Source organism: Pararhodobacter marinus (assembly GCF_003122215.1).
In the GTDB taxonomy this organism is placed as follows: domain Bacteria; phylum Pseudomonadota; class Alphaproteobacteria; order Rhodobacterales; family Rhodobacteraceae; genus Pararhodobacter; species Pararhodobacter marinus.
The window spans coordinates 94,968-114,347 of the sequence record NZ_QEYD01000001.1 but is presented as its reverse complement, the minus strand read 5'-3'; the positions used below and the strand labels follow the sequence as shown (position 1 = coordinate 114,347).

Genomic DNA, 19,380 nt, shown 5'->3' with positions numbered 1-19,380 from the left:
GAGAACGGCCCGGCCCAAACGCCGGGCCGTTTTCATTGGTGATCCGATGTCTGCCCCTCCTGAATTGCCGGAGACCGCTCCGATGGCGCCGCCGCCCGGTGGTGCCAGCCTTCCCCCGACGCCGGTGCGCCGCAGCTTCAGCGCCAATGCGCGCGCGGTGCTGGTTCTGGGCCTGCCGCTGATCGGCAGCCATGTCGCGCAATTCGCGCTGCACGTGACCGACACGATCATGCTGGGCTGGTACGGCGTCACCGACCTTGCGGCGGGGGCGCTGGGGGCCACGGTGTTCTTCGTGCTGTTCACGATGGGGATCGGGTTCTCGCAGGCGGTGATGCCGATGGTGGCGACCTCGGCCGCTTCGGGCGAGGATACCGAGGTGCGGCGCGTGACCCGGATGGGCATGTGGCTGTCGCTGATCTATTTCGTCATCGTGCTGCCGGTCTTCCTGTTCTCGGCGCCGATCCTGAACCTTCTGGGCCAGGATCCCGAGGTCGCGCGGCTGGGCGGCGCGTATCTGGCCATCGTGGGCTGGGGGCTGGCGCCCGCTTTGCTGGCGATGGTGCTGAAAAGCTACCTTGCCGCGCTGGAGCGCACGCAGGTGGTGCTGTGGGCGACGCTTCTGGGCGTGGCAGTGAATATCGGCGTCAACTGGCTGCTGATCTTCGGCAATCTGGGCTTCCCCGAACTGGGCGCGCGCGGTGCCGCGACGGCCTCGGTTCTGGTGCAGCTGGTGACGCTCGGGGCGCTTCTGGCCTATGCGCTGTGGTTGCCGGCGCTGCGGCATTACCAGCTTCTGGTGCGGTTCTGGCGGCCCGACTGGGCGGCGCTGCGTCAGGTCAATGCTCTGGGCCTGCCGATCGGGCTGGCGCTTCTGGCCGAAACGGGGCTCTTTGCCGCGTCGGCGGTGATGATGGGCTGGCTGGGCAAGGAAATGCTGGCCGCGCATTCCATCGCGCTGGAAATCACGGCGATGTTCTTCATGGTCCATCTGGGCCTGTCGAACGCGGCGACCGTTCTGGTGGGCCGCGCGCGCGGTCAGCGCAATCCCGAGGCGCTGCGCGCGGCGGCGAAAGCGTCGGTGGTCATCTCGCTGGCCTTTGCCGTGGCGACGATGGGGGTCTACCTGATTTTTGCCGAGCCGATGGTCGGGCTGTTCCTGAAGCCCGACGATCCCGCCCGCGCCGTTATCGTGCCGATGGGGGCTTCGCTGCTGATGGTGGCGGCGCTGTTCCAGTTGGCCGATGGCGGACAGGTCATGGCCATGGGGCTTCTGCGCGGGATGCAGGATACCCGCCAGCCGATGGTGATCGCGGCGGTGTCTTACTGGCTGATCGGGTTGCCCGCCGGCTATGCGCTGGGTTTCATCCTCGGCTGGGAGGGCACAGGCGTCTGGCTGGGCCTGGTGGCCGGGCTGACCTGTGCCGCCGTCGCCCTGCATGCGCGGTTCTGGCGCTCGATCTGAGCCCGCAGCCAGCGGATCTGCGAGACAAGCTCGCCGGGCGGCTGGCAGCGCAGGATGTCGCGGATCATCCCCGCATCCGAGATCAGGCCGCGCCAGAGCCCCTGTTTCTGCGTTTTCCACGGGCTTGAGACATTGCGCCAGCCGACCACGGCGACGGCGGCATCGCGGGTTTTCAGCGCGTTGTTGAGAAACACCTCGAAGCCGAACGCGGGCAGATCGGACAGAAGCGGCGCGACCTCTTTCAGCAACGCCACGGGCAGAACCCGCTCGCCCGAGATGTAATCGACGCCCAGCACCTGCCAGAGCCCCGGCGCGTTGCCGCGCAGCGACAGGCTGGCCTGCGCCTGCCCCACCAGCACCGGCGCGGCAAGACGGGTGATGTCCTGCGCGCTCAGTCCCACCAGATCGGCGTCGAGCAGCATCGCGTATTCACCGTCCAGCGCGGCAATCCCCGCGGCCAGCGCGGCGGTCTTGCCGGCATTGGCGGGCAGGGCCAGCACCTCGGCCCCCAGGGCGCGGGCGATGGCGGCGGTCCCGTCGGTCGACCCGTCATCGACGACGAGAAGCCGGTCCAGCATCGGGTGACCGAGCGCCGCGTTCAGAACCGCAGGCAGGCGCTCGGCCTCGTTCCAGGCCGGGATAAGGCAGGTCAGCCGTGTCATGCGCGCGCGGCCCGTTTGTGATGCAGCCACACGACCAGCCCGAGAACGGCAGCGAGCAGCACGAACACCACCGCCCGGTCAAGCCAGACCTCCGCCCGTTGCCAGCTATCGCCCAGCCACCAGCCCAGCGCGACCAGCGCGCCGCTCTTGACGGCGGTGGCGCCCAGATTGACCAGCACGAATTTCGCGAACGGGTAGCGCATCGCGCCCGCCGCCATCAGCACCGCGAAACCGGCGCCATGGGTCAGCTTGCCCAGAACCAGCAGCCTGACGCCGTGATCGGTCAATTCGTATCGCAGGCGGCGCTGCAGCGCGGAATCGGGGTTCAGAACGCGCGCGCGCAGCCGTTCGGGCAGCAGCGCCTCGCCGCGCATCCCGATCCAGTAAAGACCCATATCGCCGAACAGATCGGCGGCGATGACGATGGCCAGCACCGCCCAGACATTGAACAGGTCCGCGCCGCTCAGCGATCCGCCGAGGATCGACATGATCGGCCCCTCGATCACCGCCAGCGGGGCCAGCAACAGCAGGCCGTGGTCTTGGACAAGGGTCAGGATCTCGGGACTGGTCATCATTCCGCGGGCGACAGCGCCGGTTCGTGTGTGGCTTCGGCCGTGACGTTAGAGCCCATGGCGGTGCCGCGCCAATCAAAACCCCGCCGGGCGAAGGTGGCGAGCCACAGCGCGGGGAGCATGGCGTCGCGCAGGGGCAGAGCGGCGATGTCGCGCCAGCCCGCCGGCCAGCCCGCGCGCCGCATCAGGACGATTTCGGCGCCGTACCACGCGACAAGGTATCCCAGCGCGGTCAGCGGACCGGCGGCGCCCAGCGTCATGAGCGCGGGCAGGGCGACGCCGTTGAAGATTTCCAGCGCGAAGAGACGGGGAAAGGCATCACGCCGCACGCGGCTCCAGCGCAGTTGCCGGTCCCAGACCTGACGCAGGCGTCGGCGACCGATGGGCTGGGCGAAAGGCACGGGCGTCAGGCGCACGCTCAGCCCCAGCCCGCGCACCATCTTGGTGGCCGTCGCGTCCTCGGCCATGTGGCGTCCCAGCGCGGCGAATCCGCCCGCCTTGTCGATCAGGCGGCGATGGGTGAACATCGTCTTGCCCTGCGTGAATCCCTGCCTGAGGCTGTCGGCCGCCAGTTGCAGGCGCGCCTGATTGCCGTTGAGGATGGCGGCTTCCAGATGCCCACCCCAGCCCTGCGGGCGGATGCCCACGGGCGGGGAGGATACAAGCCCGGTGCCCGCGTCCCAGCTTTCCACCACGCTGCGCAGATACGAGCGCGGCAGCAACAGGTTGGCATCGGTCATGCAGATCCAGTCCGACCCCGCGGCCTGCCAGCCCTTCCACAGGTTGTTCAGCTTCGGATTGGCGGTGACCGGGTCGCTGCCGATCAGCAGGCGCGCCGGAATGCCCGGATGGCGCGCGATCAGGGCGCGGACAAGGTCGATGGCGGGATCGCCGGGTGTCTGGGCGCAGAAGACGACCTCGTAATCGGGGTAATCCTGCGCGAAGCTGCTTTCCAGCGTTTCGGCATCGAACGGGTCGATGCCGCAGACCGGGCGCAGCAATGTGACCGGGGGCGTGCCGATCTCGGTTCCGGGGCCGCGCGGGCGCTGCAGCCGGTGCAGGGTCAGCGCCACGCTGGCCAGATGCACGGCCAGGAACAGGGCGGCGAGAAGCGCCAGCATCAGCGCCATTTCAGGCCTCCACCATGTCGCCGCCGGTCGCAAGGACGGCGGGTTCGGGCTGCGGTGCGGTCAGCAGGTGCAGCACCCCGTCAAAGCTTTCGACCACGCCGCTCACACTGTCGACCCAGTCGCCGCAATTCACATAGGCCAGACCGTGTTCGTCATGCAGCGCGGCAAGGTGGAAATGCCCGCAGATCACCCCGTCCAGCCCCTCGGCCCGCGCCAGATCGACCAGCCGTTTTTCGTGCGTGCGGCTCAGATGGCTCAGCGTGCTCAGCCAGACCAGAAGCGTTTCGATCGTGCTACGCGCCTCGCCGGGGGATTGCCGCCAGAGCCGCTGCAAACCCCGGTCGAGGCTGCGCAAAGCGTGATCGATCCGGCTGCCCAGCCGGGTGAAGACATGCGCCCGGAACAGCCGGGAATCGACGCAATCGCCGTGGAGCACCAGATAACGCCGGCCATCGGCGGCGTGGTGGATGCAACGATCCTGCGCCACGGCATCGGGGCGGGCGCGGCTTGGTGCGCGCTCGGGATGGGGATCGTGGTTGCCGCGCAGATAGATCAGCCGCGCGCCCTCGGCCTTGCGCTGGTTGAGATGGTCGATGACCGCCTGATCCTCGGGCGTCCAGTGCGGCAGAAGCGGCTGCCAGAGATCCAGCACGTCGCCCACCAGCACGTAGGTTTCGGCGCGGTAGCCCTGCAGGAACTCGAGCACCCGCTCGGATTGCGCGCCAAGCGCTCCCAGATGCAGGTCGGACAGGAAAAGCGTGCGGCAATCGCGCGGGGAGGGGCGGGCGGTGTCTTTCATCGGGAACCTGCGTCTCGCGGTCGTCGCGGGCAACCTGCCGGGCAGTCGCTACGGTTGCGTGACGGTTTGATGGCGTTTCTGCAACGCAGCGGGGCGAAAAGCGTCCCGCTGCGGCTTGCGCTATGACCGCCCCTCGGTGCCGCGTGACGGTTCACGGCCAGATCGGCGCGCCTTCCAGCCCAAAGGTTTCGGGCAGGTCACAGATCAGGTTCGCATTCTGCACCGCGTGGCCCGCCGCGCCCTTGCCGAGATTGTCCACAACCCCCATCGCGATCACCAGATTGCGGTCCGGGTCGGCAGCGTAGCTGACAAACGACAGGTTCGACCCGCTCGCCCATTTGGTCTGCGGCGGCCGGTCGGTCACGCGGACGAAGGGGCGACCCGCATAGAAGCCGCGCGCTGCATCGAGGCATTGTGTGGTTGTGGCGTTGCCCCGGCAATAGACGGTGACAAGCAGCCCCCGGGTCATCGGCACCAGATGCGGCGTGAAGACCAGCCCTGCGGCGCTGCCGCCGCTCAGCTGCGCGATGGTCGTTTCCATCTCGGGCATGTGGACGTGTTCGAGCAGGCCATAGGGCTGAAGATTCTCGTTCGTCTCGGCATAGCCGAAGCGGCCGTCGCCCCCGCCACGCCCGGCGCCGGAAATCCCGGTCTTGGCGTCGATCACGATATTCCCCGGCCCGATCAGCCCGGCCGTCAGCAGCGGCGCCAGCGCGGTCAGGGTCGCGACCGGAAAGCAGCCGGGATTGGCGATGCGGGTGCGGCCCCTGATCCGCTCGGGCCAGATGTCGGCCAGCCCATAGGTCCAGCCGTCGACATGGCGGTGATCGCCGCCGATATCGACGATCTTCACGCTGTCGGGAACCCGTGCCAGAGCCTCGGCAGAGGTGCCCGTGGGCAGCGAGGCGAACAGGATATCGAGATCGGGCAGGGCCTCTGGATCCCATTTCGCGATCACCAGCCCGGCCAGCTTGTGGGGTACTCCGGGGAAGCGGTCGATCAGCGGACGGCCCGCGCTGCTATCGCCTGCGGCGTAGACGAGGTCGAAAGCGGGATGGCCCGCGATCAGGCGCAGCGCTTCGCCGCCCCCGAAACCGCTGATGCCGACGATGCCGACACGAATGCTCATAAGAAAATCCTTCCAGTGTTCGGGAAAAAGAAAGCCCCCGAAGCCAGGGGCTGCGGGGGTCCGGAAACGCGGATCGGAGGGGCGCGGACGGCGGTATCTATGAAAGGCCGGATACCATGCCGGAAGCCCCTGAACGACGCGCAGCCCGAAGAGCCACCGCTTGAAGGCGGCGACGGCGTCGATTGCAAAGGATCTGTTTCCCGAACATGCAGGCAGGAATGTCCGCGGCGACGCTTGGCGTCAAGCGCTTTGTCGCCGTGCCCTGCCGTGGCTTCGTTGCGAATCGGCTCAAGACTGCGCCCGGATTGAGCGTCCGGCCTGTCCGGCCAGAACCGAACCCCTGAACGCCAAGCGCCCAGGCATTGCTGCCTGGGCGCTGGAGGAAATGGTGAGCCGGATAGGGATCGAACCTATGACCAACTGATTAAAAGTCAGTTGCTCTACCGCTGAGCTACCGGCCCACGATGCGAGGCTAACTAGAAAGAACTGCGACCGGGGTCAAGGCGAAAGATGCCATTTTTTTGCATGAGGTTGCAGGAAGCCATTTCGGGCGCCGGGGATCGGCCTGCGGTCAGCCCGCCGTCAGCCCGCCGTCAGCATGTATCCCTCGCCCCGCACGGTCTGCAGATAGCGCGGGCGGCGCGGATCGGCCTCGATCTTGCGGCGCAGACGGGTGATCTGCACGTCGATGGCGCGCTCCTGCGCGGGATCGGCGCCCAGCCCGCGGTCGCGGCCCAGCTGTTCCACCAGCGCCTCGCGGCTGACGACCTGGCCCTGGCGCTCGGCCAGGATCCGCATCAGCGCGGTTTCGGTCTGCGTCAGGCGGACAGGGTCGGTGCCGTCGCGCAACTCGCCCGTCTCCATCTCGTAGCGCAGATGACCCAGGATCAGCACATGCTGCGTGACGGCCTTGGTGTCGGGCTTGGGCGACCGGCGCAGGATGGCATTGATGCGCAGGACCAGTTCGCGCGGCTCGAAGGGCTTGGGAATGTAATCGTCGGCGCCGGCCTCGAACCCGGCGATCCGGTCCCGGGCCTCGCCACGGGCGGTCAGCAGGATCACGGGCGTTCCCATCTCGCCGCGCAGCCAGTGCGTCAGCGCCACGCCGTCCTCTCCGGGCATCATCACGTCGAGCACGATCAGATCGAAGGCCAGCCCGCTCAGCAACCGACGCGCCTGCGCGGCATCGCGCGCGGCGGTGACCAGGAAACCCTGCTTGACCAGATAGCGCTTGAGCAGATCGCGGATCCGCGCGTCATCGTCGACGATCAGCAGATGGGCTGCATCAGTCACGAGCCATCCTCCTCACGTCTTGGCATCCTTCAAAGCCAGATACTGCGCGCGGATCGACTCGTCCATCATCGCTTCGAGCACCTGCCGGAAACCCGCCACCGCCTGCGGTCCCGCCGCGCGATAGGCGGCCCGCATCCGCGCCCGCTGCGCCTCGGACAGCTTGCGTTCCAGATCGGCGCCCTCCCGGGTGAGGTAGAGATGCCGCTCGCGCCGGTCTTCGCGCCCGACCCGGGATTCGACCAGCCCGTCCTCGATCAGCGTGCGCAGAACGCGGTTGAGCGACTGCTTGGTCACGCCCAGCACCGACAACAGGTTGTTCACCGTGGTCCCGCTGGACCGGTTGATGAAATGCAGCGCCCGGTGATGCGCCCGGCCATAGGACAGCTCGCCCAGGATCCGGTCGGGATCGGCCGTGAAACCGCGATAGGCGAAGAACATCGCCTCGATCCCCTTGCGAAGCTGCTCATCGGTGAGGAACAGAAGGTTTTCGCCGCCTGTCGTACCATCCGCCATGCTGCACCTCCGTCTGTCGTGCCCTGCCGGACCGGCGGTCGCCGGTCCCGTGCCTTGGGGCCCTTTTATGTCAGCGTTATTGACTTTCCAAGAATCAATTGCTACCAGATCCGCCTGTTGGCGCAAGATTATGTCAAGTCATTGCGATCTCGCGCAACAATTGAAAAATTTGCGCGGATGGTGCCAGGGGGAGATCGCGATGACCGGGGCCTATGACGACAGGGACGGCTATATCTGGATGAACGGGACGCTGGTCCCGTGGCGCGATGCCAAGGTCCATGTGCTGACCCATGCCATGCATTACGCCTCGTCGGTTTTCGAAGGCGAGCGCTGCTATTCCGGCAAGATCTTCAAATCCCGGGAACATTCCGCGCGACTGATCGAATCGGCGCGGCTTCTGGACATGCAGCTTCCCTATTCGGTCGACGAGATCGAGGCGGCGAAATACGCGATGCTCGAAGCCAATGGCTGGACCGACGCCTATGTCCGCGCGGTGGCCTGGCGCGGGGCGGGGCCGGATATGGGCGTCTCTGCGGCGCGCAACCCGGTCTGCCTGGCCGTCGCGGGCTGGGAATGGGGCGCCTATTACGGCGACGCGAAATGGCAGGGCGCCAAGCTCGACATCGCCAAGTGGAAACGCCCGTCGCCCGAAACCATCCCGACGGCGGCCAAGGCCGCCGGTCTCTACATGATCTGCACGATGTCCAAACATGCCGCCGAAGCCAAGGGCTGCTCGGACGCGCTGTTCATGGATTACCGCGGCTACGTGGCCGAGGCGACGGGCGCCAACGTGTTTTTCGTCAAAGACGGCGTGGTGCACACGCCCAAGGCCGACGCGTTCTTGAACGGCATCACCCGGCAGACGGTGATCGCGATGCTGGGCGATATGGGGATCGAGGTGGTCGAACGGCACATCATGCCCGAAGAGCTCTCGGGCTTTTCCGAATGCTGGCTGACCGGCACCGCCGCCGAGGTCACGCCGGTGGGCCAGATCGGCGACTTCCACTTCCAGGTGGGCGAGCTGACGAAGAAAGTCTCGGACAGCTACGAAGCGCTGGTGCGCCGCTGAGAGCAGTCTGGGGGCTCTGCCCCCGCCGCGGCAAGCCGCGACTCCCCCGGGATATTTGGGGAACAAAGATGCAGACAATTTTAGTCTAATTGTTGATCTTTGTTCCGGAAATATCCTCGGGGGTGAATTTGCCGCAGGCAAAGAGGGGGCAGACAGCCCCCTTACCCCGCCGCCCGTCCCGCGTTGCGCCCCGAGAACAGGCACCCGCCCAGGAAGGTCCCTTCCAGCGCGTTGTAGCCGTGATAGCCGCCGCCGCCGAATCCCGCGCATTCGCCCGCGGCGAACAATCCGTCGATCCGCGCGCCCTGCGCATCCAGCACGGCGCCGTCGGTATCGGTGTGGATACCGCCCAGCGTCTTGCGGGTCAGCACCGACAACCGCACGCCGATCAGCGGGCCCTGGGCCGGGTCCAGGATCTGGTGCAGCTTCGCGGTGCGGATCAGCCGGTCGCCGAGATAGGCGCGCGCGCCGCGGATGGCGGTGATCTGCGCGTCCTTCGAGAACGGGTTCGCCACCTGTGCGTCTCGCGCTTCGATCTGTGTGCGCAGCCGGGCGGGGTCGAGCCGGGGATCGCCCATCGCATCGGCGATGGCGTTCATCCTTTCGACCAGCGTCTCCAGCGTGTCGGCGACCGCGAAATCGGCGCCGTGTTCCTTGAACGCCTCGACCGGCCCGGTCGCGCGCCCGCCCGATCCCAGCCGCGAGGCCAGCACCTCGCGCCAGCGCCCCGAGGTCAGGTCCGGGTTCTGTTCGCTGCCCGAGAGCGCGAATTCCTTCTTGATGATGGATTGTGTCAGCACGAACCAAGAATGCGCGTGGCCGGTGCCGAGGATCCGTTTCAGCGTACCCAGCGTGTCGAAGCCTGGCAGGAACGGGGGCTCCATCCGGGTTCCCAGCGCATCGAACCAGACCGAGGACGGGCCCGGCAGAACCCGGATGCCGTGATCCGGCCAGATCGGGTCCCAGTTGCGCAGGCCCTCGGTGTAGTGCCACATCCGGTCGGTATTGATCAGCGCGGCGCCCGCCGCCGCGGCGGTGTCGATCATCGCCCCGTCGACATGGGCGGGAACGCCGCAGATCATCCGCGCGGGCGGCGGCCCCAGCCGGTCCACGGGCCAGGCGCGGCGCACCCGGGCGAGATCGCCGCCGATCCCGCCCGATGTCACCACGACCGAAGCCGCGCGGGCCTCGAAGCTGCCTGTCACCTCGCGGCCCGACGTCGCGCCGCGGGCGACCCCGGTTTCGGCCAGGATCTCGCCCGCGACGCCGGAAATGCGGCCGGCATCGCGGGTGATCTCGCGGACCCGGTGGCGATGGGCGAAAACCAGCCGATCCGCCGCGACATGGTCCGAGGCGCGCGCCAGGAAGGGTGCCAGGACGCCGGGCCCCGTGCCCCAGGTGATGTGAAAGCGCGGAACCGAATTGCCATGCCCCGTGGCCAGCGCGCCGCCGCGTTCGGCCCAGCCCACCACCGGGAACCAGCGCATCCCCATCGCGGCGAGCCAGGCGCGCATCGGCCCGGCGGCGAAGGCGAGATAGGCCTCGGCGGTACGGCGCGGCCAGTGATCCTCGGGGCGGTCGAACTGCGCCGCTCCCATCCAGTCGGACAAGGCCAGATCGGCGCTGTCGCGGATCCGCAGGCGGCGCTGTTCGGGCGTGTCGACCATGAACAGCCCGCCCAGCGACCAGAAAGCCTGCCCGCCCAGGTTTTGCGGGCCTTCCTGGTCCAGTACCAGCACCCGCTTTCCCCGGTCGGCAAGCTCGCAGGCGGCTGTCAGACCGGCAAGGCCGGCGCCGACGACGATGGTATCGGCCTCGAGGCGTCTTTGCATGGTGCATCCTCCCGTCCCCACGATGGCAGGCCCGGCCGTTTCGGGCAATCGCTTGCCGAGCGCCGGGCCGGGCCGGGAAACGGTGTTGCCCTCGCGCTTCGGTCAGGGAACAATCGTCGCCAACGGCTTGCCGCATCACGGGAAGATCAGTAGCGTCACGCGCAACAAGCGACACGGTCCGCAATGCCGGAAAGCCGGTCTCGAACGAGCCGCGTGTCGATGACAAAGAAAGAGCGGACGACAGTGGACAAGACTGAAACGATGCCGGCCATGGGGCGCGAGATGCCGTCTTTCGCGGGGGCTTTCCGCGGGATGCTGAACCTGCGGCGACTGGCGACCCTGCTGGTGATCCCCGCCATGGTGGCCGGTTGCTCGATGCCGCGCGGGGCCGCGCTGCAACAGGAAGTGCTGCGGGGCGCCGATGATCCCGCGCTGGGCGTGCAGGTGTTCGAGGTGACGCGCGCTTCGATCGATATCCTGCGGGACTGGCCGCTTGGCGATGCCGAGCAGCGCAACAACTGGACGACCGCCAGCGCCGCGCCCACCGCGCGGATCATCCGTGCGGGCGACCTGATGTCGATCTCGATCTGGGACAGCCAGCCCGATTCCCTGCTGACCACGGCCGAGCAGCGCATGGTGACGATGAACGAAGTGCCGGTTTCGGCCTCGGGTCGGGTCTTCGTGCCCTATGTGGGCGAGCTTCGCGTGGCGGGCATGTCCACCGAGATGGCGCGCCGGACGATCCAGCAGGAAATGCTGTCGATCGTGCCCGACGGTCAGGTTCAGCTGAGCGTGACGCCCGGCGCGGGGAACACGATCGACGTCGTCACCGGCGTGGCGCGCCCGGGCCGGCTGCAACTGCCTGAAATCAGCCCGACGGTCCTGAGCGTGATCGCCGAGGCCGGCGGGATTTCGCCCACGTTGCGCAACCCGCTGGTGCGTCTGAACCGGGCGGGGGTGGCCTATACCGTCCCCGCGCAGGAGCTTTTCGCGAACCCCGCCTATGATATCCAGATGCGGGGCGGCGACCGGATCCTCGTGGAAGAGGATCAGCGCAGCTACATCATGCTGGGCGCTTCGGGGGTTCAGGACGTGGTGTATTTCGAGCGCGAGCATGTCACCGTCCTGGACGCGATTTCCAACAATGGCGGCCTGGCGCAGGCGCGCGCCAACCTTCAGGGGGTGCTGGTGCTGCGGGAATATCCGGCCAGTGTCGTGCGTCCCGACGGTCCCTATCCGCGTGAGGAAGAGGTGGTGTTCACCTTTGACCTGACATCGGCGGACGGGTTGTTCGCGGCGGACCGCTTCAACGTCCATTCGGGCGACGTGATCCTGGCCACGGAATCCGCGCTGCCGCTGATCGCGCAGGTGATGGGCGTCATGCGGAACGCGGGTCAGACGGTGCGCGGCTTCAGCAACTGATCCCGGCATCCGGTTTTGCGCGGCCCGTCCGAAAGGGCGGGCCGTTCGCATAAGCGCGACGGCGGCACAGGCGCGCTCTTGCCCCGGCGCGGGAAAGCCCGCAAACAGGCACGAAAACCGGAACCCTGCGCATGACGAACGCCCCCGCCAGAGCCCCGCAGAAGCCGCTGCATTCCGGCGCCGGCCTGCGCGTGCGCGGGCATTTCGGCGAGCTGTTGCAGGGAAAGCTGGGCGCGGAGGGGCCTCTGGTGCTGGTCTCGCTGCCCTGCCCGGCGCTCTGGGTCGAACTGGGCACGGGCGATCGCAGCCTTCTGGGTCCCCGCCGGGTCCGGGCGCTGTGCCGGGCGCTGTCGCTGCCGGAACCCGACACGCTGCCGCCCATGCAGGCGACGATGCCGCCCGGCGGCGGCGGCGGTTCGTCCACCGCCGCGCTGGTGGCGCTGGCGCGCTGGCTGGGCTTCGACGGGGCGCCCGAAACGCTTGCCCGCGCCTGTGTCGAGGCCGAGGGGGCGAGCGATCCGCTGATGTTGCCCCGGCCCGAAACCTGCCTTTTCGCCTCGCGCCGGGGCGAGGTGGTCGAAAGGCTTCCCGCGCTGCCGCGCTTCGAGGTGCTGGGCGGCTTCCTCGGACCCGTGCAGCGCACCCGGGCCGAGGACGAGGCCTTCCCGGACATCGCCGATCTGGTGGCGCACTGGCGCGGCGGGGTGGATCTGCCGGGTCTCTGCGCGCTGACCGGCGAAAGCGCCAGGCGCACGCTGGCGCTGCGCGGGCCTGAGGGGGACCCGACCGCGTCACTAGCCGACAGGCTGGGTGCGACAGGCTGGATGATCGCCCATACCGGCAGCGCGCGCGGCCTGATCTTTGCGCCGGGGCGCGTGCCCGCGGGCGCCGCCGCATTGCTGGAACAGGCGGGCTTTACCGGGGTCCTGCATTTCGCCGGGGGCGGCGCATGAGCGCGGCCGCCGCGATCCTGATCGCCATGGCCATCGACGCCGTCATGGGCTGGCCCGACGCGCTGTATCGCCGCATCGGCCATCCGGTGACATGGATCGGTGCGCTGATCGGGGCGCTGGAACGCCACCTCAACCAGGGTGGGGCGCGGCGGATGAAGGGCGTGGTCGCTGCGCTGATCGCGGTCGTGGTGCCGGTCGCCCTGTCGCTGGCTGTCGTGGCGCTGTTGCCCGGGGGCTGGGTCGGAACGGTGATCGCCGGGATCCTGGCCTGGCCGCTGGTGGCCTTGCGGTCGATGCACCAGCATGTTGTCGCCGTGGCGGACCCGCTGGCAAGGGGCGATCTGCCCGCCGCGCGTCACGCGGTGTCGATGATCGTCGGGCGCGACCCGAACCGGCTGGACGAGGCCGGGGTCGCCCGCGCGGCAGTGGAAAGCCTGGCCGAGAACAGCTCGGACGGGATCGTCGCGCCGATCTTCTGGGGCGTGGTCGCGGGGCTGCCCGGCATCGTCGCCTACAAGGCGATCAACACGCTGGATTCGATGATCGGCCACCGGACCGAGCGGTACGAACACTTCGGCTGGGCTTCGGCGCGGATCGACGATCTGGTCAACCTGATCCCGGCGCGGCTGACGGGCGGGCTGTTCGCGCTGGTCAGCGGCCAGGCCCGCCGGGCGCTCAGGGTGGTGTTGGCGGATGCGCGCCATCACCGTTCGCCCAATGCGGGCTGGCCCGAAGCGGCGATGGCGGGCGCGCTATGGATCCGTTTGTCGGGGCCGCGCGTTTACGAGCGGGGCGTCTCGAACGAGCCCTGGGTGAACGCGGCGGCGCCCGATCCGACGCCCGCCGATCTTGTCCGGGCGCTTCGGCTCTATCGCCACGCGATGGCGGTGCTGGCGGGGATGGTGGCAATCTTGGCGGTGACGGGATGGTAGAACGGGACCACGGCGGCAATCTGGACGAGGCCCGCGCGCAGTATGGCGGCGAGGCATGGATCGACCTGTCGACCGGGATCAATCGCAGCCCCTATCCGGTGCCGGCCTTCGCGCCCGAGGCCTGGACGCGGCTGCCGGGGGCACAAGCCTTGTCCGAACTGGTCGCCGCCGCGGCCGATGCCTATGGGGTCTCTGCCGATCAGGTTCTGCCGGTGGCCGGGGCACAGGCGGCGATCCAGCTTTACCCGCGCCTGCGGCCTGCCGGGGATGCGCGGGTGATCGCGCCCACCTATAACGAACACGCCGCAAGCCTGGTGGCGCATGGCTGGTCGTTGCAGAATGCCGATGGCATCCGTGCGCTGGCCGGGGCCGATCTGGCGGTGGTGGTCAATCCCAACAATCCCGATGGCCGGAGCTGGACGGCGGAATCGCTGGAAGGCGTGGCGAAGCGCGTGGGCTTTCTGGTCGTGGATGAAAGCTTTGCCGATCCCCACCCCGAACGCTCGGCCGTCGCCTGCCTGAACGACAAGATGCTGATCCTGCGGTCTTTCGGCAAGTTCTACGGCCTTGCCGGCGCGCGGCTGGGTTTCGTGCTGGCCGCGCCGTCGGTGATCGGGGCGCTGCGGCAGCTGGCGGGACCGTGGAGCGTGAGCGGCCCGGCGATGGAACTGGGCGCCAAGGCGCTGCGCGACACCGGCTGGAAGAGCGCCACGACCGCGCGGCTGCACGCGGATGCCGAGCGGCTCGATGCCTGCGCCGCGCGCGCCGGGTGGCCGCTGGTCGGCGGAACCGCGCTGTTTCGCACCTATGCCACGCCGGATGCCGAGCGCGCGCAGGACCATCTGGCCCGGCGCGCGATCTGGTCGCGGCGATTCCCCTATTCGAAGACCTGGCTGCGGCTGGGCCTGCCCCATGGCGGGGAATGGGCGCGGGTCGAGCAGGCGCTCTCGGAATGGCGCCCGGTCTGAAAGGCGGACTCGCGGCAAGCGGTGCGTGCAGAGCACGCACCCTACAGCCTCAGCCTGCGGGCTGCATCCGTTTGAGCGCCTGACGGTCGATCTTGCCGGTGCCGGTCTTCGGCAGTGCCGGGACGAATTCGACGATCCGGGGGTACTTGTAGGGCTGCAACTGCCCCTTCACGTAGCCCTGCAGCGCCGCAACATCGCCCGCGCGCCCGTCGCGCATCACCACCACGGCGCGCAGCGTCATGCGCTTGTCGCCCAGCTCGTGCGCCAGCACGGCGCATTCATGCACATCGGGATGGTCGTTGAGGCAGCGCTCGACCTCGAGCGGCCAGACCCACTGACCCGAGACCTTGATCAGTTCATCCGCGCGGCCCTGAAAGTAGTAGTAGCCGTCCTTTTCGATGAAGCGGTCGCCGGTATAGATCCAGTCCTCGCGCATCGTCTCGCGCGTCTTGTCGGGCCGGTTCCAGTAGCAGGGCGCGCTGGAATGGCCGCGCACATGCATCACGCCTTCCTCGCCGGGCCGCGCGATGGCCCCGTCGGGCGTCACCAGCTTGATCTCGTAGCCCGGCACCGCCGCACCCGCCGCACCGAGCCGGTGATCGTCGAGCGCGTTCGACAGGTAGACATGCAACATCTCGGTCGAGCCCAGGCCTTCGGTCGGGCCATGCCCCACCAGCGCTTTCCACGCGTCGTAGATATCCGCCGACAGGATCTCGGCCGCCGACATGCTTTGCCGGATGCTCGACAGGTCGCGGCCTTCGATCCCCGGCGTGCGCGCTAGCGCGGTGTAGAGCGTGGGCAGGCCGAAGAAGACCGTGGGCCTGTAGGTCTCGATGCAATCGAGCACGGCGTCGGCGCGCGGCTGTCCGGGCAGCAGCAGGGTCGTTGCGCCGACAGAGAAGGGGAAGGTGATCGCGTTGCCGAAGCCATAGGCGAAGAAGATCTTCGGCACCGAGAAGCAGATGTCGTCGGGCCGCAGCTTCAGTACCTTTGCGCCGAAGCTCTGCTGCGAATAGGCCATGTCGTGATGCAGGTGGACGATGCCCTTGGGCCGCCCGGTCGAGCCCGAGGAATACATCCAGAACGCCATGTCATCGGGGCCGGTATCGGCGGCCTCCAGCGTGTCGGAATGACCGGCGGTGAAATCGTCCCCGCCATTGACCCGCACCACGCGCTCGACGCTGGTCCCGGCCAGAACGGTCTCGGTCACGATGTCGCCCAGCGTCTCTTCGACCAGCGCGATCCGCGCGCCGGTATCTTTCAGGAAGAAATTCAGCAGGTCGGGCGTCGTCTGAGTGTTCAGCAGCACCGGCACGAAACCCGCGCGCACCGCGCCGAAGAAGGCCGCGGGATAGGCCGGCGTGTCATCGAGGAAGAAGGGAACGCGGTCCCCTTTCTTCAGCCCCGCCGCCTTGAACGCATTGCCCCAGCGCGCGGCCTCGGCGATCAGGTCGCGGTAGGTCAGCGTGCCGGCGGGGCCGGTGACGGCGGGCTTGTCGGGGTTGCGCTGCAGGTTGTCCCACAGGATCGCCGAGCAATTGGCATGCGCGGCCTTGTCGAAGCCGATGGCCCGGGCGCCCGGCGTGTCGTCGCCCACGGGGTCGGCGGGGGCGGCGGCGTTATGCTCGGCATCCCAGCGCGCCATGAACTCGGGCGCCATGGCGCGCAGCCGGTCCAGATCGACCCGGCCCGAGCGTGTCAGGTAATCGAAGGCGAAATCGACGGGGGCCATGTCCATCTTGGTGGCGAAATCCTCGTACCACTGGGCCGAGGTATTGGCCGCGGTGACGATCTTCTTCGCGATCGGCATCCGCTCGTGCTGATAGCTTTCCAGCGCCTCGGTCAGGTCGTCATGGGAGGACAGCGCCTTCACCAGCGCGATGGCGTCTTCCATGGCCAGCCGTGTGCCCGAACCGATGGAGAAATGCGCGGTATGCGCGGCGTCGCCCAGGATGACGGTGTTGCCGACCGCCCAGCGTTCGCACCAAAGTTTGGGGAATTGCCGCCAGATCGAGTTGTTCTGGATCAGCCTGGCCCCCTGCAGGATCGGGGAGAAAACCTCTTCGCAGATCGCCGCCGTCTGGTCCTGATCCATCCCGGCAAAGCCGTATTCCGCAAAGGTCGCGTCGTCGCATTCGACGATGAAGGTGCTGCGGTCCGGGGTGAACCGGTAGTGATGCGCGTTGAACGCCCCGCGATCCGTCCGGATGAAGCTCTGGGTCAGCGTGTCGAAGGGCCGGTCCGCGCCGAACCACGCGAAATGATTGGTGAAAGTGTCCCATTGCGGGGCAAAGCCCGCCTCGTTCGAGCGCCGCACGAGCGAGTTGAGGCCATCCGCGCCGACGATCAGATCGCCGTCCAGCTGGTCAAGCGCGGTGATCGGCGTGTCGAACAGGATCTCGACGCCGAGGTCCAGCGCGCGGGCGGCGAGCATCTCGTTGAATTCCTTCCGCCCGACCGCCGAAAAGCCCACGCCGTCCAACGTGACCTGCCCCTCGGGCAGGTTCAGCGTCATGTTGCGCCAGCGTTCCATGTCCGGGGTGATGGTGGCGTGGATCTCGGGGTCGTCGGCTTTCAGGAAGTCCAGCGCCTGATCCGAGAACACCACGCCGAAGCCGAAAGTCGCGCCGCGCGGGTTCTGTTCATACACCCGCAGTCGCAGATGCGGCATCGCCTTGCGCAGCAGGATTGCCGTGTACAGACCCGCAGGCCCGCCGCCGAGAATATCAACGCTTGAAAGTGGCATGGGCTCCTCCCTCCGACCTCGACACCGATTTGCGGGCAAGGTACATTGTTTTCCGATATACGCAATAATTTTTATGGAGCGGAAAACGTGTCCTCTACCCACGAGCTGAGCTATACCGTCACCTTCGGCGACTGCGATCCGGCGGGGATCGTGTTCTATCCCAACATCTATGGCTGGTTCGATCGCTGCTTCCACGACTGGCTGGCCCGGTTCGGCGGTCATGCGGCGATCTGCGCGGAGGTCGGCGCGATGGGCGCGGGGCTGATGTCCGCGACGGCCGATTTCCGCCGCCCGATGCGCCCCAATGACACGATCCGCGTGGCGATGACGATCCGCGACTGGGGCCGGAAGTCGCTGACGCTGGATTACGAGATCCGTCTGGGCGACACCGTCACCGCCACGGGGACCGAGATCCGCGGGCTGTTCAAGCCGGCCGAAAACGGTATCGTCGCGGGAAACATGAGCGAGCTGAAGGACGCGATTGCGCGCCATGAAGGGTGAAGACGATTCCAGCGGCGGCATCCAGTCGCTCGATGCCGCCCTCAGGCTGCTGGCCGAGATGGCCGGGCGGCGCGAGGCCGTTTCGCTGAGCGAACTGGCGCGCGATTGCGCCATGCCGCCCTCGAAAGTGCATCGCTACCTGGCCAGTTTCCTGCATGCCGGGCTGGTCGTGCAGGCCGGGCGGTCGGGGAAATACGACCTTGGCCCCGGCGCGATCCGGCTGGGCCTGTCGGCGCTGGCCCGGCACGATTTCGTCAACCGGACCGCCGATGCTCTGCCCGATCTGGTCGAACGGACGGGGCTGACCGCGCTGTTGTCGGTCTGGGGCACGCAGGGCGCGACGGTCGTGCGCTGGGAACGCGCGGCGGTGCCGACCGTGACCTCGATGGGGCTGGGCACGGTCATGCCGTTGCTCAACTCCGCGACCGGACGGGCCTTTCTGGCCTGGGCGCCGCAGGCTCCGCTGCAAAGCGTGCTGCAGGCCGAAATGGGACGCGCGACGGGCGATCTGCCGTGCGACGCCGCTGGCGTCGCGGCGCTGGTCGCGCCGATGCGCAAGGCGGGCTTCGCCTGGGTGGACGGCCGGTTCATCCCGGGCCTTGTCGCCATCGCCGCGCCGGTTCTCGACTGGCAGGGCGAAGCGCAGGCGGTGGTCACGCTGATCGGCACCGACCCGGCACTGGCCGAGGCGCAGGGCGCGACGGTGGCCGCGCTGAGGGAATTTGCCTCGACGCTGAGCTTTGCCTGATGTCGAGCTTTGAGCAGGCCCCGAACAAGCTGACGTGACGGCCCGGGGATGGAATCGGGCCAGAGCGGGCCCATATCCACAGGATACCGCACCGGAGGATGACGATGAGCTATTCGAAGACCCCAGAAGCCCTTGCCCGCCTGACCCCGGAACAATACCGGGTCACCCAGCAGAACGGGACGGAGCGGCCCTATTCCAACGAGTTCGATGAGCATTTCGAGCCCGGGCTTTATGTCGATATCGTCTCGGGCGAGCCGCTTTTCGCGTCGTCGGCCAAGTACAATTCGGGCTGCGGCTGGCCGGCTTTCACCAAGCCCGTGGAGCCGCAGAACGTGGTCGAGCTGCGCGATACCACGCATGGCATGATCCGGACCGAGGTCCGCTCGACCCATGGCGACAGCCATCTGGGGCATGTTTTCCCCGACGGTCCGCGCGACCAGGGGGGCCTGCGCTATTGCATCAACTCGGCCTCGCTGCGGTTCATCCCCAAGGACGAGATGGAGGCCGAAGGCTACGGCGATTACCTGCCGCAAGTCGACGGCTGACGGCCCCGGGGTGCCCCGAGGGCGCCCCGACCGGCACTCTGCCGCCGGGCGCCTGACGGCGCGGATCGGTCAATTTCCCCTGATCACCGGCTTTTCCCGCCCCT

At 68.0% G+C, this 19,380-nt stretch carries 18 protein-coding genes and 1 tRNA gene; 9 read left to right on the top strand and 10 right to left on the bottom strand.

The features are described 5' to 3' along the window. Positions 1-82 precede the first annotated feature (82 nt). Positions 83-1,462: an MATE family efflux transporter gene (locus tag C4N9_RS00595; RefSeq protein WP_109531349.1), complete on the top strand. Its 1,380-nt coding sequence runs from the start codon at positions 83-85 to the stop codon at positions 1,460-1,462. Here C4N9_RS00595 and C4N9_RS00590 read toward each other — a convergent pair. From C4N9_RS00590 to C4N9_RS00555, 8 genes are all read right to left on the bottom strand, one after another. Further along, entirely contained in the window at positions 1,348-2,124 is a 777-nt protein-coding gene (locus C4N9_RS00590; protein ID WP_146195098.1) for a glycosyltransferase family 2 protein, read from the bottom strand. The two genes, C4N9_RS00595 and C4N9_RS00590, sit on opposite strands and share 115 nt — an antisense overlap. After that, positions 2,121-2,696 (bottom strand): DedA family protein, encoded by a 576-nt coding sequence (locus C4N9_RS00585; RefSeq protein ID WP_168192075.1) that lies wholly within the window; start codon positions 2,694-2,696, stop codon positions 2,121-2,123. The genes C4N9_RS00590 and C4N9_RS00585 overlap by 4 nt, the downstream gene beginning before the upstream one ends. Next, positions 2,696-3,826, bottom strand: coding sequence for a ceramide glucosyltransferase (locus C4N9_RS00580; RefSeq protein ID WP_245902410.1), 1,131 nt, complete (start codon positions 3,824-3,826; stop codon positions 2,696-2,698). Before C4N9_RS00580 ends, C4N9_RS00585 begins: the two co-directional genes overlap by 1 nt. 1 nt (position 3,827) lies before the next feature. Continuing rightward, the gene (locus tag C4N9_RS00575) at positions 3,828-4,625 is read right to left on the bottom strand and encodes a UDP-2,3-diacylglucosamine diphosphatase (RefSeq protein WP_109531347.1); all 798 of its coding nucleotides are present in this window, start codon (positions 4,623-4,625) and stop codon (positions 3,828-3,830) included. A gap of 151 nt (positions 4,626-4,776) precedes the next feature. After that, the gene (gene argC, locus C4N9_RS00570; protein ID WP_109531346.1) at positions 4,777-5,754 is read right to left on the bottom strand and encodes an N-acetyl-gamma-glutamyl-phosphate reductase; all 978 of its coding nucleotides are present in this window, start codon (positions 5,752-5,754) and stop codon (positions 4,777-4,779) included. 386 nt (positions 5,755-6,140) lie between these two features. Further along, a tRNA-Lys gene (locus tag C4N9_RS00565) sits at positions 6,141-6,215 on the bottom strand. Positions 6,216-6,336: 121 nt separating this feature from the next. Further along, on the bottom strand, positions 6,337-7,047 hold the full coding sequence (locus C4N9_RS00560; RefSeq protein WP_109531345.1) for a response regulator: 711 nt from the start codon (positions 7,045-7,047) through the stop codon (positions 6,337-6,339). Positions 7,048-7,059: 12 nt separating this feature from the next. After that, positions 7,060-7,560, bottom strand: coding sequence for a MarR family winged helix-turn-helix transcriptional regulator (locus C4N9_RS00555; RefSeq protein ID WP_109531344.1), 501 nt, complete (start codon positions 7,558-7,560; stop codon positions 7,060-7,062). Between the two features lie 199 nt (positions 7,561-7,759). Between C4N9_RS00555 and C4N9_RS00550 the strand changes: the two genes are divergently transcribed. Then, positions 7,760-8,629, top strand: coding sequence for a branched-chain amino acid aminotransferase (locus C4N9_RS00550; protein ID WP_109531728.1), 870 nt, complete (start codon positions 7,760-7,762; stop codon positions 8,627-8,629). A gap of 161 nt (positions 8,630-8,790) precedes the next feature. Here the strand turns inward: C4N9_RS00550 and C4N9_RS00545 are convergent, their stop codons facing one another. Further along, on the bottom strand, positions 8,791-10,461 hold the full coding sequence (locus C4N9_RS00545; protein WP_109531343.1) for an FAD-binding dehydrogenase: 1,671 nt from the start codon (positions 10,459-10,461) through the stop codon (positions 8,791-8,793). Between the two features lie 243 nt (positions 10,462-10,704). Between C4N9_RS00545 and C4N9_RS00540 the strand changes: the two genes are divergently transcribed. The 4 genes from C4N9_RS00540 to cobD all read left to right on the top strand — a co-directional run bounded on the left by C4N9_RS00540 (position 10,705) and on the right by cobD (position 14,736). Further along, positions 10,705-11,883 (top strand): polysaccharide biosynthesis/export family protein, encoded by a 1,179-nt coding sequence (locus tag C4N9_RS00540; protein ID WP_168192074.1) that lies wholly within the window; start codon positions 10,705-10,707, stop codon positions 11,881-11,883. A gap of 131 nt (positions 11,884-12,014) precedes the next feature. Further along, positions 12,015-12,836 (top strand): propanediol utilization protein, encoded by an 822-nt coding sequence (locus C4N9_RS00535; protein ID WP_109531341.1) that lies wholly within the window; start codon positions 12,015-12,017, stop codon positions 12,834-12,836. Further along, positions 12,833-13,768: an adenosylcobinamide-phosphate synthase CbiB gene (gene cbiB / locus C4N9_RS00530; protein ID WP_109531340.1), complete on the top strand. Its 936-nt coding sequence runs from the start codon at positions 12,833-12,835 to the stop codon at positions 13,766-13,768. The genes C4N9_RS00535 and cbiB overlap by 4 nt, the downstream gene beginning before the upstream one ends. Then, on the top strand, positions 13,762-14,736 hold the full coding sequence (gene cobD / locus C4N9_RS00525) for a threonine-phosphate decarboxylase CobD (protein WP_109531339.1): 975 nt from the start codon (positions 13,762-13,764) through the stop codon (positions 14,734-14,736). The genes cbiB and cobD overlap by 7 nt, the downstream gene beginning before the upstream one ends. 49 nt (positions 14,737-14,785) lie before the next feature. On the opposite strand, the gene C4N9_RS22355 is transcribed toward cobD, so the two are convergent. Continuing rightward, positions 14,786-17,482: a benzoate-CoA ligase family protein gene (locus C4N9_RS22355; protein WP_109531338.1), complete on the bottom strand. Its 2,697-nt coding sequence runs from the start codon at positions 17,480-17,482 to the stop codon at positions 14,786-14,788. Positions 17,483-17,569: 87 nt separating this feature from the next. Here C4N9_RS22355 and C4N9_RS00515 point away from each other — a divergent pair, with 87 nt between their 5' ends. From C4N9_RS00515 to msrB, 3 genes are all read left to right on the top strand, one after another. Then, the gene (locus C4N9_RS00515) at positions 17,570-17,983 is read left to right on the top strand and encodes an acyl-CoA thioesterase (protein ID WP_109531337.1); all 414 of its coding nucleotides are present in this window, start codon (positions 17,570-17,572) and stop codon (positions 17,981-17,983) included. Next, a complete protein-coding gene (locus C4N9_RS00510) occupies positions 17,973-18,731 on the top strand; it encodes an IclR family transcriptional regulator (protein ID WP_109531336.1) in 759 nt (252 codons plus the stop codon). Before C4N9_RS00515 ends, C4N9_RS00510 begins: the two co-directional genes overlap by 11 nt. 104 nt (positions 18,732-18,835) lie before the next feature. Further along, positions 18,836-19,276, top strand: coding sequence for a peptide-methionine (R)-S-oxide reductase MsrB (msrB, locus tag C4N9_RS00505; RefSeq protein ID WP_109531727.1), 441 nt, complete (start codon positions 18,836-18,838; stop codon positions 19,274-19,276). Positions 19,277-19,380: the final 104 nt, after the last annotated feature.

Bases quoted from the DNA above. Each gene is read 5' to 3' on its own strand.
- C4N9_RS00595 (WP_109531349.1), top strand. From the start codon at position 83: ATGGCGCCGCCGCCCGGTGGTGCCAGCCTTCCCCCGACGCCGGTGCGC.
- C4N9_RS00590 (WP_146195098.1), bottom strand. From the start codon at position 2,124: ATGACACGGCTGACCTGCCTTATCCCGGCCTGGAACGAGGCCGAGCGC.
- C4N9_RS00585 (WP_168192075.1), bottom strand. From the start codon at position 2,696: ATGACCAGTCCCGAGATCCTGACCCTTGTCCAAGACCACGGCCTGCTG.
- C4N9_RS00580 (WP_245902410.1), bottom strand. From the start codon at position 3,826: ATGGCGCTGATGCTGGCGCTTCTCGCCGCCCTGTTCCTGGCCGTGCAT.
- C4N9_RS00575 (WP_109531347.1), bottom strand. From the start codon at position 4,625: ATGAAAGACACCGCCCGCCCCTCCCCGCGCGATTGCCGCACGCTTTTC.
- argC (WP_109531346.1), bottom strand. From the start codon at position 5,754: ATGAGCATTCGTGTCGGCATCGTCGGCATCAGCGGTTTCGGGGGCGGC.
- C4N9_RS00555 (WP_109531344.1), bottom strand. From the start codon at position 7,560: ATGGCGGATGGTACGACAGGCGGCGAAAACCTTCTGTTCCTCACCGAT.
- C4N9_RS00550 (WP_109531728.1), top strand. From the start codon at position 7,760: ATGACCGGGGCCTATGACGACAGGGACGGCTATATCTGGATGAACGGG.
- C4N9_RS00545 (WP_109531343.1), bottom strand. From the start codon at position 10,461: ATGCAAAGACGCCTCGAGGCCGATACCATCGTCGTCGGCGCCGGCCTT.
- C4N9_RS00535 (WP_109531341.1), top strand. From the start codon at position 12,015: ATGACGAACGCCCCCGCCAGAGCCCCGCAGAAGCCGCTGCATTCCGGC.
- cbiB (WP_109531340.1), top strand. From the start codon at position 12,833: ATGAGCGCGGCCGCCGCGATCCTGATCGCCATGGCCATCGACGCCGTC.
- cobD (WP_109531339.1), top strand. From the start codon at position 13,762: ATGGTAGAACGGGACCACGGCGGCAATCTGGACGAGGCCCGCGCGCAG.
- C4N9_RS22355 (WP_109531338.1), bottom strand. From the start codon at position 17,482: ATGCCACTTTCAAGCGTTGATATTCTCGGCGGCGGGCCTGCGGGTCTG.
- C4N9_RS00510 (WP_109531336.1), top strand. From the start codon at position 17,973: ATGAAGGGTGAAGACGATTCCAGCGGCGGCATCCAGTCGCTCGATGCC.
- msrB (WP_109531727.1), top strand. From the start codon at position 18,836: ATGAGCTATTCGAAGACCCCAGAAGCCCTTGCCCGCCTGACCCCGGAA.